At 45.8% G+C, this 12,792-nt stretch carries 10 protein-coding genes and 1 pseudogene; 2 read left to right on the top strand and 9 right to left on the bottom strand.

What is annotated here, in order from left to right:
• The first annotated feature begins 106 nt into the window (after positions 1-106).
• Positions 107-1,567 (top strand): aminoacyl-histidine dipeptidase, encoded by a 1,461-nt coding sequence (locus SVI_RS15685; protein WP_041420019.1) that lies wholly within the window; start codon positions 107-109, stop codon positions 1,565-1,567.
• A 111-nt stretch (positions 1,568-1,678) separates the two neighbouring features.
• On the opposite strand, the gene dinB is transcribed toward SVI_RS15685, so the two are convergent.
• The 4 genes from dinB to SVI_RS15705 form a co-directional block, all read right to left on the bottom strand.
• Entirely contained in the window at positions 1,679-2,764 is a 1,086-nt protein-coding gene (gene dinB, locus SVI_RS15690; protein ID WP_013052592.1) for a DNA polymerase IV, read from the bottom strand.
• A 501-nt stretch (positions 2,765-3,265) separates the two neighbouring features.
• On the bottom strand, positions 3,266-4,120 hold the full coding sequence (gene fghA / locus SVI_RS15695) for an S-formylglutathione hydrolase (RefSeq protein WP_013052593.1): 855 nt from the start codon (positions 4,118-4,120) through the stop codon (positions 3,266-3,268).
• 161 nt (positions 4,121-4,281) lie between these two features.
• Positions 4,282-5,412, bottom strand: a complete 1,131-nt coding sequence (locus SVI_RS15700) for an S-(hydroxymethyl)glutathione dehydrogenase/class III alcohol dehydrogenase (protein ID WP_013052594.1) — start codon at positions 5,410-5,412, stop codon at positions 4,282-4,284.
• Positions 5,413-5,575: 163 nt separating this feature from the next.
• A complete protein-coding gene (locus SVI_RS15705; RefSeq protein WP_013052595.1) occupies positions 5,576-5,842 on the bottom strand; it encodes a DksA/TraR family C4-type zinc finger protein in 267 nt (88 codons plus the stop codon).
• Positions 5,843-6,021: 179 nt separating this feature from the next.
• On the opposite strand from SVI_RS15705, the gene SVI_RS15710 reads away from it, so the two are divergent.
• A complete protein-coding gene (locus tag SVI_RS15710) occupies positions 6,022-6,891 on the top strand; it encodes a LysR substrate-binding domain-containing protein (RefSeq protein WP_013052596.1) in 870 nt (289 codons plus the stop codon).
• Positions 6,892-7,074: 183 nt separating this feature from the next.
• On the opposite strand, the pseudogene SVI_RS15715 reads toward SVI_RS15710, so the two are convergent.
• From SVI_RS15715 to nqrE, 5 genes and pseudogenes are all read right to left on the bottom strand, one after another.
• A pseudogene (locus SVI_RS15715) lies at positions 7,075-9,076 on the bottom strand (methyl-accepting chemotaxis protein).
• Between the two features lie 327 nt (positions 9,077-9,403).
• Positions 9,404-9,628 (bottom strand): (Na+)-NQR maturation NqrM, encoded by a 225-nt coding sequence (gene nqrM, locus SVI_RS15720; protein ID WP_013052599.1) that lies wholly within the window; start codon positions 9,626-9,628, stop codon positions 9,404-9,406.
• 114 nt (positions 9,629-9,742) lie between these two features.
• Positions 9,743-10,759: an FAD:protein FMN transferase gene (locus SVI_RS15725; RefSeq protein ID WP_013052600.1), complete on the bottom strand. Its 1,017-nt coding sequence runs from the start codon at positions 10,757-10,759 to the stop codon at positions 9,743-9,745.
• A 148-nt stretch (positions 10,760-10,907) separates the two neighbouring features.
• Positions 10,908-12,137, bottom strand: coding sequence for an NADH:ubiquinone reductase (Na(+)-transporting) subunit F (gene nqrF, locus SVI_RS15730; protein WP_013052601.1), 1,230 nt, complete (start codon positions 12,135-12,137; stop codon positions 10,908-10,910).
• Between the two features lie 45 nt (positions 12,138-12,182).
• Entirely contained in the window at positions 12,183-12,791 is a 609-nt protein-coding gene (gene nqrE, locus SVI_RS15735; RefSeq protein WP_013052602.1) for an NADH:ubiquinone reductase (Na(+)-transporting) subunit E, read from the bottom strand.
• Between the last annotated feature and the right edge of the window lies 1 nt (position 12,792).

Genomic DNA, 12,792 nt, shown 5'->3' on the forward strand with positions numbered 1-12,792 from the left:
TCAGCCTTTACATAGGTAAACAATCAGTCTGAAAATCTTGCTGTTCACCTGTGATAGAATGCGGTTAAATTTAGCCTCCAAGTCGTATTCTAAAGGGGAATTATCCGTGACAGCAATAAGCCAACTACAACCTCAAGCACTCTGGCAGTGGTTCGATCAGATCTGTGCGATCCCACATCCTTCTAAGCATGAGCAAGCACTCAGCGCGCACATTCAAGCTTGGGCACGAGATAAGCAACTTGAAGTTGTTGAAGATAAAGTCGGTAACCTCATCATCAAGAAACCTGCCACACCTGGCATGGAAAACCGCAAGACAGTGGTCCTGCAGGCCCATATTGATATGGTGCCCCAGAAGAACTCAGATAAGCTTCATGACTTTGAGAAAGACCCTATCGTTCCTTACGTGGATGGTGATTGGGTTAAGGCTCAGGGCACGACTCTAGGTTCTGACAATGGCATAGGCATGGCGTCTGCGTTAGCCGTTTTGGGCTCAGATGATATCCCCCACGGCCCATTGGAAGTCCTATTAACTATCGATGAAGAAGCTGGCATGACTGGCGCATTTGGCCTGGAAGCCGGTTATCTGGATGCCGAGATCCTGATCAACACAGATTCAGAGCAAGAAGGCGAGATTTACATGGGCTGCGCCGGTGGTGTTGACGCCCAAATCAGTGTGCCTATGGTGTGGCAAGCCCCGGAGTCGAGCAATGCAACATACACCTTGACCCTATCGGGTTTAAAAGGCGGTCATTCCGGTGTGAACATACATCTTGGACGTGGTAATGCCAACAAGCTGCTGGCCCGCTTCCTGTTTAACTACGCCGATGACTCGGCGCTGGAATTAACTGACTTCACCGGTGGTTCTCTGCGTAACGCCATCCCTCGTGAAGCCAGTATCAGCTTTATGCTACCCGCTGAAAACATCGCTAAACTTGAGACTCAGATCCAAGAATTTCAGGCGCTTATCAGGGAAGAGCTAGCCATTGCCGATCCAGATATGTTACTGGAACTAGCCGAAGTGTCAGCAGCCAAGCAAGTCATGAGCGAAGATACTCAAAATATACTGATTGATCTACTCAATGCTTGTCCAAATGGCGTGATCCGCATGAGTGATGAGGTTGAAGGTGTTACTGAGACTTCATTAAATGTCGGCGTTATCAGCACAGAAACCCAAAGCGTTGAGATTCTCTGCTTAATTCGCTCACTGATAGATTCGGGTCGTGAAGAAGTCGAAAGCGTATTAACCTCACTGACAAACTTAGCCGGTGTTAGCATAGAGTTCAGTGGTGCTTACCCGGGATGGAAGCCAGATAACAGCTCACCTGTGATGGCACTAGTTCGTGAAACCTATGACGACATCTACAACAAGAAACCTGTGATCATGGTGATTCATGCGGGTCTTGAATGTGGGCTGTTTAAGAAGCCTTATCCTGAGATGGACATGGTATCGATTGGTCCGACTATTCGCTACCCACATAGTCCCGATGAGAAGGTACTCATAGAGACAGTAGGCCAATACTACAAGCTGCTGTTAGCGGTACTGGAACGTATCCCAGAGAAAGATTAATCAAGTTTGCTAGAACCTAGTTCCTAGGTTCTAGCAACTTCTTCTAAAATCCTTATTTAAAATCATTCTTTAAAAAACCTTATTTAAAAATCCTTAGTTAACAGCCCTTCTTTAAAATCCTAGGTCCATCTGCGACTCTCTGACTTCATTGTCTGCCGCCCTAGTGTTAACCGCCGACTGACTCGCTAAGCCCACCGACACACCTAATAATCGAATACCTCTCCCCTGCTGACGCTCCAAGGCTTGTGCGAGCAGATCATAAAATAACGTCACCGATATTTCATCGGATCTGTGTTCTATGGTGGTCTGTTTAAAATCACTAAACTTAAGCTTAACCACTTGCTTATTGATACTGCGATCTTTAGCGCTGCGCGTCACTCGCGCCGCCAACTCCTGAATAAGTTGAGGCATCACCCCATGACACTGTTCCAGGGTATAGATGTCCTTTGCCAATGTTGTCTCGACCCCCACAGATTTACGCTCCCTGTGCGGCGAGATGCCCCGCTCATCTATACCTTGAGCCCGCTCAATCAAGACTGCACCAAATTTCCCAAAACGCTCTATCAAAGCTGATTTGGGATAGTCCTGTAGATCGCCACAGGTTTTCAGGCCAATATCCTCAAGTTTCTTACCCGTCACCTTGCCCACCCCAGGGATCTTAGTCAGGGGTAAGGTTTTCACGAAGGGGGAGATCATATCCGGGGTTATCACATATTGTCCGTTGGGTTTATTCAGATCTGAGGCGACCTTGGCAAGAAATTTAATCGGCGCAATACCGGCAGAAGCTGTGAGGCCTGTGACTTCGAAGATCTCCTGCCTGATAGCTTCAGCTATCAAGGTAGCAGAGCCCTGACATTGAGTGCAGTCGGTGACATCTAGATAAGCTTCATCAAGAGAGAGAGGTTCAATCAAGTCGGTATAGCGAGCAAATACTTCACGGATCTGTATTGAGACCTCTTTGTACACCGACATGCGCCCAGGCACTAATATCAAATCTGGGCACAGTTTCAACGCATAGCCCGAGGCCATGGCCGAACGAACGCCAAAAACCCTAGCCTCATAATTACAGGTACTGATAACCCCACGGCGATCACTGCGCCCGCCCACAGCTATGGGTTTACCTCTGAGCTCAGGAAAGTCGCGCATCTCGACCGCGGCAAAATAGCAGTCCATATCGATATGAATAATTTTCTTCAAATTAGTTTTCAAAGCAGTTTTCAACACACTCTTGTAAACACTCTCTCAGCAAGAAGCCCTCTCACACCACTATACTGTATATAAAAACAGTATCCAATAAAAATGAGACTTAAGATAAAAAATTGCATGAGGAAGGAACAAAAAACGAATAAGGAGTAGGAAATGAATAAAGAGTAAGCAACAAACAAAAATGCCATCGAGTCATTAACCCAATGGCATTATCAAAGTAGAAAACTATTTAGCTTTAGCTGGCGCTAAGGTGTTCAGCATGGAATTTTAAATGATGCTCGATGAAACTCGTGATGAAAAACATATCTGAATGATCCAGTTTTCTTAAATCAAGCAAGCTCTCAAATCAAGAGTCTTCCAATTTAGCTAACATCTAAGTGTTCAGCATGGAATTTTAAATGATGCTCGATGAAACTCGTGATGAAAAACATATCTGAATGATCCTGTTTTCTTAAATCAAGCAAGCTCTCAAATCAAGAGTCTTCCAACTTATCAGTCACTTAAGTGTTCAGCATGAAACTTCAGGTGTTGCTCTATGAAGCTGGATATAAAGAAGTAACTATGATCGTAACCTTCATGGCTTTCTAGCACTAAAGGATAACCACTGTTCTTGGCCGCCGCAGCTAAGACTTCAGGTTTTAGCTGTTCAGATAAGAAGTTATCCGCTTCCCCTTGGCTGACTAGAGCAGGCACAAATGACTGACCATTTTTCTCAGAGGCATTACGCATTAGAGTACTGGCATCGTAATCGGACCAAGCTGCCGTGTCTCTGCCTAAGTAAGCAGTAAAGGCTTTCTTACCCCAAGGGCAGTTTATTGGATTACTGATTGGGCTAAATGCCGAAACAGACTGGTAAGCTGCACTGTTTCTCAGGGCGATGACTAAGGCGCCATGTCCACCCATTGAATGGCCAGCAATAGAACGCTTGTCTGTCACCGGGAACATTGACTCGACCAAGGCGGGTAGCTCATGGACTATGTAGTCATACATCTGGAAATGCTTATTCCAAGGAGCCTGAGTGGCATTAACATAGAAACCAGCACCTTGACCTAAGTCGTAACCCTCATCGTCGGCAACGTCACTGCCACGGGGGCTAGTATCCGGTGCAACTATGGCGATACCAAGCTCAGCAGCAATGCGCTGGGCGCCCGCTTTATGCATGAAGTTTTCATCACTACAAGTCAAACCAGATAACCAATAAAGAACCGGTACTTTCTGACCATTTGACGCCTGAGGCGGCAGGTAAATAGCGAAGCGCATCGCACAATTTAAGCTCTTGGACTGGTGACTATATTGCTTATTCCAGCCACCAAAGCTTTTATTACTACTGAGATTTTCTACTGTCATTATTTATCCTTATTACCGCTTCAATATCCCAGTGACCAGCTTGTTCACGGGAATATTGCAGCGATAGGACTATTGATTAATCTAAGGTTGAAGCGGGATTATCCGCTTCGAGAGCATTTATCCAAATGACTATTTTGTCAAAGTGACTACTTATCGAAATATTATTTGTCGAAATGAATGACTGTACGAATACTCTTACCTTCATGCATAAGCTCGAACGCTTCATTGACCTGTTCAAGACTCATGGTATGAGTGATAAAGTCACTTAAGTTAAATTCACCAGCCATATAACGCTCGACATAGTCAGGTAACTCAGTGCGACCTTTAACACCACCGAACGCAGAACCTTTCCACACACGACCAGTCACAAGCTGGAACGGACGAGTTGAGATCTCCTGCCCGGCACCGGCTACACCGATAACCACTGACTCGCCCCAACCTTTATGACAACACTCTAGTGCCGAGCGCATAACATTGACGTTGCCGATACACTCGAAGGAGTAGTCGACGCCGCCATCTGTAAGCTCTACGATGACATCCTGAATAGGCTTATCATAATCTTTAGGGTTGATGAAATCGGTAGCACCCAGTTTACGAGCTAGAGCAAATTTACTCTCGTTGATATCGATAACTATGATACGGCCAGCTTTTGCCATAGTCGCACCGATAACAGCAGACAGACCAATACCGCCCATACCGAAAATAGCGACAGTTGCGCCTTCTTCGACCTTAGCCGTATTCATCACTGCGCCCATACCGGTTGTTACACCACAGCCCAACAAGCACACTTCTTCTAGTGGCGCTTCAGGGTTAACCTTGGCCAGAGAGATCTCAGGCAGAACGGTATACTCAGAGAAAGTAGATGTGCCCATGTAATGGAAGATATCTTTACCATCTATAGAGAAACGTGTGGTGCCATCTGGCATCAAGCCTTTACCTTGAGTCTCACGGATCTTCTGACACAAGTTAGTCTTGCCTGATTTACAGAACTTACACTCGCCACACTCAGGGGTATAAAGAGGAATAACATGATCGCCAACCTGAACACTGGTCACGCCTTCACCGATAGACTCGACGATACCGCCACCTTCATGGCCTAGAATACAAGGGAAAATCCCCTCTGGATCATCACCCGAAAGTGTAAATGCGTCGGTATGACATACGCCAGTGGCAACCATCTTGATGCGCACTTCACCTTTCTGTGGTGGCATAACATCGACGATTTCCATAGATAGAGGTTGACCTGCAGCCCAAGCTACGGCGGCTTTTGATTTGATTGTTTGTGCTGTCATTTTAGCTCCAAAAAAATAGGGTAAATAATAGAATGACTCCAGAGATAGAGACTGAACCTAACTCCTCACATCATGCTGATTTTAATATGGGATAAGTATATCCGCCAATATACGAATTGATAATCCTACTTATGGGTAATTTACTTTTACCGCACAGTAACAATCATCGTAATTGACTGTCTTTACTACCCCGTCGGTTATAACCAAGCTGTTTAGCCTGTTGGCTATCTAGCTCTACCTGACAAGTAATACACAGGCGAACTCCAGCTACTGCATCCCGACGGGCCTGTGGAATTTCTGTTTCGCACTCTTCACAATGAGTCAGAGCAGAACCTGTAGTTAATTTTTTTCTGGCTTGGGCAACGGCATCATCCACACTGATGTCAATTTGCTCTTGCACCGCACCATCTCTTGACCAACCACCAGCCATGAAAAATCCCTCCTGATTTTGCTGTAACTTATAAACTTGTTATGTCGAGCCGTTCGATGAGATAAGTTGCCAATTCCAGTAAAATGAAAACCTGTACTCGCGAATTAGGTGTATTATATTCCCTACTCAAATAATGATAATCTAGCAAATTGTAAAATGACTTTTACCTGGAGGTAATAATGTTTAACTGGGAAGGTATCAGTGAATTTGTCGCCGTCGCGGAAACTGAAAGCTTTACTCAAGCCGCTAAGCGACTGGGAATATCCACGGCTCAGGTTAGTCGACAAGTCAGTGCTCTGGAGACCCGCTTAGCCACAAAACTCTTCCACCGCACCACACGTAAGGTCTCGGTAACGGAAGCAGGACAGGTCTACTTTCAACATTGCAGGCAAGTGCTCGATGGGCTGGAGGAGGCAGAAAGAGCCATCACTAACCTACAGAGCACACCGAGGGGACGCTTGAAAATCACCGCTCCGGTCACTTATGGGGAGAGAACATTAGCCCCCTTAATTAATGATTTTATTACCAAGTATCCAGAGTTGGAGGTACAGCTTAACTTAACTAACCTGAGAGTAGACCTTATAGATGAAGGCTATGATCTGGCTATCCGCCTGGGTCAACTAGAAGATTCCACCATGATGGCAAAACGTCTTGGCAAGCGAACTCATTATGTCTGCGCAGCTCCCAGTTATCTCTCTACCTATGGGATCCCCCACTCCTTATCTGAACTGGAGCAACATAACTGCCTATTGGGTACGTTAGATTACTGGCGTTTTCAGGACAAGGGGAAAGCAGTCAATATCAGAGTCAGGGGGAATCTCAACTGTAACAGCGGCAGGGCTCTGGTCGATGCCGCGGTGAAAGCCATAGGGATCACTCATCTACCCGATTATTATGTCTTACCTTACCTAGAGAGTGGTGAACTCGTGTCAATACTCGAGCAGCATAGACCCTTCGATGATGGGATCTGGGCCGTTTATCCACAAAACAGGCACCTGTCACCTAAGGTACGTATATTGATTGAACACCTGACTGAACAATTAAAATAACACCTCATAAAAATAAAGCAGTGAACAAAAATGCCAGTCAATATAAGACTGGCATTGAGATTATTAGTACCTGAACTATCGCTTAAATTAGCACTTGAATTAGCACTTGAATTAGCACTTGAATTAGTACTTCAATTAGTACTTAAGTTAGCATGTAAACCTGAGTCACTCCCCAGGTTACGACTAGATCTTAAACTGCTGGATATTCTTCGATAGGTCATCTGTCACATGTTTGAACTCGCTGAGACTCGCCGACAGAGCTTCACTGGATGCTAATGAATCATCGGACAGACCTCGAACATTCTCCACATTGCAGGCCACCTCTTCGGCAACCACTGCCTGCTGACTGATGGCTGAGGTGATCTCAACCGTCTGCTGCTGAATCGCCGAGATGGCACTGGTGATGCCAGTTAGCGCCTCTTCGACTTTAATGGTCAGCTCCTGACCCACATTAGCCTGCTCTACCCCCTCCTCCATGACTTGCTCAGCCTGAAGTGCATTTTGTTGTAGAGTCTGGATGATCTCCTGAATATTGGCGGTGGAGTCTTGCGTCCGCGAAGCTAAGGTTCTCACTTCATCAGCCACGACAGCAAAACCTCTGCCCTGCTCACCGGCACGAGCAGCTTCGATGGCGGCATTAAGGGCTAACAGGTTAGTCTGCTCTGCGATGCCACGGATCACACTTAGCACCTCACCAATCTGCTCCGAGCTGGTTCTCAGGTGACGGACCACCTTAGCGGCCTCGATGACCTGAGAGGAAAGTGACTGCATACCTTGAGTAGCCTTGGCCACAATTTTCATCCCCTCACGGGACTCCTGCTGAGCTTTGTCGGCAAACTCACTGGCTAGCTGGGCACTATTGGCCATCTCCTGAGAGGTATGGGCCATCTCTGTGGCCGCTGTAGCCACGCTGGATATCTCTTGCTTCTGCTTTGAAACCGAATGCAATGCCTCATCACATATGTTAACCGCCCCACTTACCCCTGAATTGACCTTCTGAGTCAGTTCACGGGTCTGCTCTAGCATTCCCTGCACCTTAGCCGCGAAGCGGTTAAAAGCATCACCTAGTTTTCCCAGCTCATCCTCTCTGTCCATATTGATACGCTTAGAGAGATCGCTATCACCTAGGGCAATATCTTCCATGGCTTCGAGTAAACGATTTATCTGACGCCTAAAGGGTAACAGCATCATCCAAACCGTTGCGCCCACTAAGAGCATGATGACTACGGCAAGCAAGCTTGCGTTGACCATAGCCTCATTGACTGGCTCCTCAATGACATCATTAGGCAACATAAAGGCAAGATGCCATTTTTGCTGGGGGTAATCACCACCTACACTGACATAACTGACTCTTTGCTGTACGCCTTTGAAGGTCACTTCGGCAATACCTTGCTCCTTTGAATTCATCAGGCGACTCAGTTGCCCGAAACCTTGGCTATCCTTGAAATAAGTATCGACCTTACTCATCAAGGAACCAGGTTGAAACTGCTGAGTGAAGCCGGGGAAGTACACCAGTTGACCACTTTGAGTCATCAAGAATGCCTGACCTTGACCTTGGTACTTCATCTTGGCTAACAGCTCTGTGCCTATGGTATCGATCAGTATGTCCATGCCACCGATACCGATAAACTCACCATTGGCATTTTTTATCACAGACTTAACTGTCGCCGAGATAGAACCATCGTTGGCATCCACCGCAGGGTCGGTCACATACATGCCATTTTTATTTATGCCTTCCTGCCACCAGGGACGTTTATTGGTGTAGTAGTCCCCCATCATTGTATCGACCATTGAGATCGAAATACTCGAAGGTATTGGCAGAACCAAAGAATACCGACTTGATATCACTGTCAGTATTGGAGAAATGCTTAAAGTATTGGATAACACTTTGATACTCGCCGTCGCGATCTAAGTTGCTGAGTCGCCTCTTGTACTGACTGAACCAATCCAATACTTGAGGTGAAGCAAAAACAGAGTCGATCACTTTGGCCTTCTCGACAAAGTAACGGGTCACTTCGTTGGATTTAACTTGCACCAAAACGGAGAGATCTGCATCGATCTGTTGGCGGGTTCTGTCACTTTCGCCGTTTACGAGGAAGACAGAAATGATGGCGAGTAAAATAGCCAATGCGCCGACAATAGCAAAGACAAGCTGGAGACTGAGGGAGCTTTTTAGCTGCTTCATGGGAGACCTTTCATTTATTTTTATTATTAACCCATCAATCTAGCAGAACTGCGCCGAGAGTGAAGACCTAACAGTGACGAAATAGTGAAAAGTGTTTCTTATATGTTGTAAAGCATTTTGCACAAGCAAGGTATTCTTATCAGGCTAAATCGAACCATCAAGCCCCTGTGCCCCCTAGCTCAGCTCTAGCTCAGCTCTAGCTCATCTCGACACAGAAAATAAAAGTGATGCAAGTATAGGGAGAACAGCTTGGGCCAATGACAGACAGGAATAAAAAAAGGCATCTCGAGATCGAGATACCTTTTATCGTTTAAGCACTAAGTTTAGCTAGATGATACGGTCTTTGGCGAGCTTGTCACGCCTCTCATCTTCGGCAGCCATTTTTGCTTTACGATTGTCACAAGGGTCATCGCAATCGCATGCCTTATCTATGCCTAAGGAGCCTAAGCCACCACAACTTCCCGCAACAGCAGTACGCTTAACGAGATAGCCAATAGACATCAAAACAAAGAACAGCAGTAAAACAACAAATGTTGCGATAAATGTACTCATCAAATACTCCAAGTGTGACCTGAGCGAATTATACCACCTAAACACACATATTCGTTAAGGTGATTACTCGGCTAACAGGCTAATGCAAGAAACCAAGAAAATGCTCGAATTTATCTATAAACTCACATACGGCTTGAAAGCATCACTGTAAAATACTTTAAAACCACTATCTTGTTTCTCTATTAGCATGATGGCTAAGTTTTCTTTCTTAGCCAAGGCTAGAGACTTCTGTGTGCCTAATACCATCATGGCCGTCGCGTAGCCATCGGCCACCATAGACTGCTTATGCAGTACAGTCACAGAAGCTAACCTATGCTGGATTGGGTAGCCACTTCTAGGGTCTATGATGTGAGAGAACTGTCGTCCCTCTTCTTCATAGTAATTACGATAATCACCGGAAGTCGCAATCGCCATATCACCAGGTTCAATCACCTGCTGTACGTCACGCTCACCAATTTCAGGCTGCTCGATAGCAACCCGCCAAGGCTTGTCATCCATCTTATTACCAAAAACACTGAGCTCACCACCGACTTCAACCAGATAACCGCTAACATGATATTTATCCAGTAGTGCTGCTACCACATCGACGCCATAGCCCTTAGCGATAGATGATAGATCCACATATAAGTCTGGATTAGTCTTAGTTAACTTTATGCCGTCCAGATGAAGATATTGCATGCCTGTTTTTGCCTTAGCGGCAGCGATCACTTCTTCAGATGGAATGCTAGTCGGTCGCTTATCGGGTCCAAAACCCCATAGATTAACTAGAGGACCTAAGGTGATATCTAGTGCGCCGTCAGTCACATCATAGAGGTGTATTCCCTCGGCAATGACACCAGCTGTGTCCATGGAAATCTTAATCGTCTCTTCATGATTCATTGAATTAAACAATGACAGCTCAGACTTAGGACGATAAGTAGACATCTGATCATTGACCTTCTCTAGAGCGAGATCAATTTCAGCTTGAAGTAGGTTAACTTCCGGAAGATGCTCATTGGGTACCACTTTAATGTGATATGTCGTGCCCATGGTGTTGCCGGAGAGTGAAATAATTTGTGCAGGTTGGCTGCACCCAGAAACAAAAAAGGCTAGCCATAGGAGGGCTAACCTGTTTACTAAGGTCTTGTTCATTTTGACCTAAATCCTTATCACTATGAAAACTTCTGATCTATTCGATGCTTGATTAAAGAAAGTGAGGAGAAACTCCTCACTTTCTACTTCAAACTCGAATAACAAGTATCTCAAGATTCAAGCGTTTAATACCAATCGGTATTAATGATTAGCCACCGAAGTCATCCAGAAGGATGTTTTCATCTTCGACACCAAGATCTTTCAGCATACCGATAACGGCCGCGTTCATCATTGGAGGGCCACACATGTAGAACTCACAATCTTCTGGCGCATCATGGTCACGCAAGTAGCTTTCATAAAGTACATTATGAATGAAGCCAGTCTTGCCCTCCCAGTTATCCTCAGCTTGAGGATCTGATAGCGCAACATGCCAATCGAAGTTTTCGTTATCAGACGCTAGGCCATCGAAGTCTTCGACATAGAACATTTCACGCTTAGAGCGCGCGCCATACCAGAAGCTGATCTTACGATCTGTCTTAAGACGCTTAAGCTGATCGAAGATATGAGAACGCATAGGCGCCATACCTGCACCACCACCAACGAAAATCATCTCGTTGTCAGTTTCTTTAGCGAAGAACTCACCAAACGGACCAGAGATGGTCACCTTATCACCCTCTTTCAAGCTGAAGATGTACGAAGACATCTTACCGCAAGGCAGAGTTAGATTACGTGGCGGAGGTGTTGCAATACGCACGTTCAACATGATGATACCAGCCTCTTCAGGATAGTTCGCCATAGAGTATGCACGGATTGTTTCATCTTCTACTTGAGACTCTAGCTTGAAGAAGCCAAAGTGCTCCCAGTCACCACGGTATTGTGCAGGAATATCAAAATCTGCATATTTAATATGGTGTATAGGGGCTTCAATCTGAATATAACCACCGGCTCGGAACGGAACCGAATCGCCACCAGGTATTTGAAGCTTAAGCTCTTTAATGAAAGTGGCCTTGTTATCGTTAGAGATAACCGTACACTCCCACTTCTTCACACCGAAGATCTCTTCATCGAGTTCGATGTCCATATCGGTTTTAACGTTTACCTGACAAGATAAACGACAGCCCTCACGAGCCTCACCTTTGCTGATATGGTCCTTCTCTGTTGGCAGAATATCGCCGCCACCAGATTTAATGATCACACGACACTGACCACATGTACCACCGCCACCACAGGCGCTGGATACGAAGATGCCACTCTCGGCCAAAGCGCCAAGCAGCTTGCCGCCAGCAGGCAATTTAATGCCCTTCTCCGGATCATTGTTGATACTAATGGTTACGTCACCACTGTTCACCAGCTTAGATTTGGCAAATAAAATAATTAATACCAAAGCCAAGACAATGAGGGTAAACATTCCCACACCGAGATAAATCTGAAAATCCATTAACTTATCCTTAAAGGTCTAAATTAAGAAGCCAATGGGCCCCTGTTATAGGGACACACCAGAAAACGACATAAATCCAAGGGCCATCAAACCAGCAGTAACAAAGGTAATACCTAAGCCACGCAGTCCATCCGGCACATCTGAATATTTCATCTTCTCACGGATACCGGCTAATAAAACGATAGCCAATGCCCAACCAATGCCTGAACCGACACCAAACACAAAACTCTCGGTAAGGTCATAGTCACGTTCGACCATGAAAGATACCGCACCAAAAATTGCACAGTTAACTGTGATAAGTGGCAGGAAGATGCCCAGAGCGTTATATAGCGGCGGGAAGAACTTATCCAACACCATCTCTAGGATCTGTACCAGAGCCGCGATCACACCAATAAAGGTGATGAACTTTAGGAAGCTCAGATCGGCATCCGGCGCACCGGCCCAATCCAAAGCACCCGGTGCCAGCAGTCCCTGATAGATGATCTGGTTAGCAGGTACTGAAATTGCCAGTACCACAATAACCGCCACACCCAGTCCCATCGCAGTCGTCACCTTCTTCGATACAGCCAGGAAAGTACACATTCCCAAGAAGAAGGACAGCGCCATGTTCTCAATAAAAATAGAACGTATTAATAGACTTATATAATGTTCCATC

Origin of the sequence: Shewanella violacea DSS12, from assembly GCF_000091325.1 — a bacterium.
GTDB lineage: Bacteria > Pseudomonadota > Gammaproteobacteria > Enterobacterales > Shewanellaceae > Shewanella > Shewanella violacea.

What these genes read in the sequence shown, in the direction of transcription:
- fghA (WP_013052593.1), bottom strand. Translation starts at nt 4,120, where the DNA reads ATGACAGTAGAAAATCTCAGTAGTAATAAAAGCTTTGGTGGCTGGAAT.
- SVI_RS15700 (WP_013052594.1), bottom strand. Translation starts at nt 5,412, where the DNA reads ATGACAGCACAAACAATCAAATCAAAAGCCGCCGTAGCTTGGGCTGCA.
- SVI_RS15705 (WP_013052595.1), bottom strand. Translation starts at nt 5,842, where the DNA reads ATGGCTGGTGGTTGGTCAAGAGATGGTGCGGTGCAAGAGCAAATTGAC.
- SVI_RS15710 (WP_013052596.1), top strand. Translation starts at nt 6,022, where the DNA reads ATGTTTAACTGGGAAGGTATCAGTGAATTTGTCGCCGTCGCGGAAACT.
- nqrM (WP_013052599.1), bottom strand. Translation starts at nt 9,628, where the DNA reads ATGAGTACATTTATCGCAACATTTGTTGTTTTACTGCTGTTCTTTGTT.
- SVI_RS15725 (WP_013052600.1), bottom strand. Translation starts at nt 10,759, where the DNA reads ATGAACAAGACCTTAGTAAACAGGTTAGCCCTCCTATGGCTAGCCTTT.
- nqrF (WP_013052601.1), bottom strand. Translation starts at nt 12,137, where the DNA reads ATGGATTTTCAGATTTATCTCGGTGTGGGAATGTTTACCCTCATTGTC.
- nqrE (WP_013052602.1), bottom strand. Translation starts at nt 12,791, where the DNA reads ATGGAACATTATATAAGTCTATTAATACGTTCTATTTTTATTGAGAAC.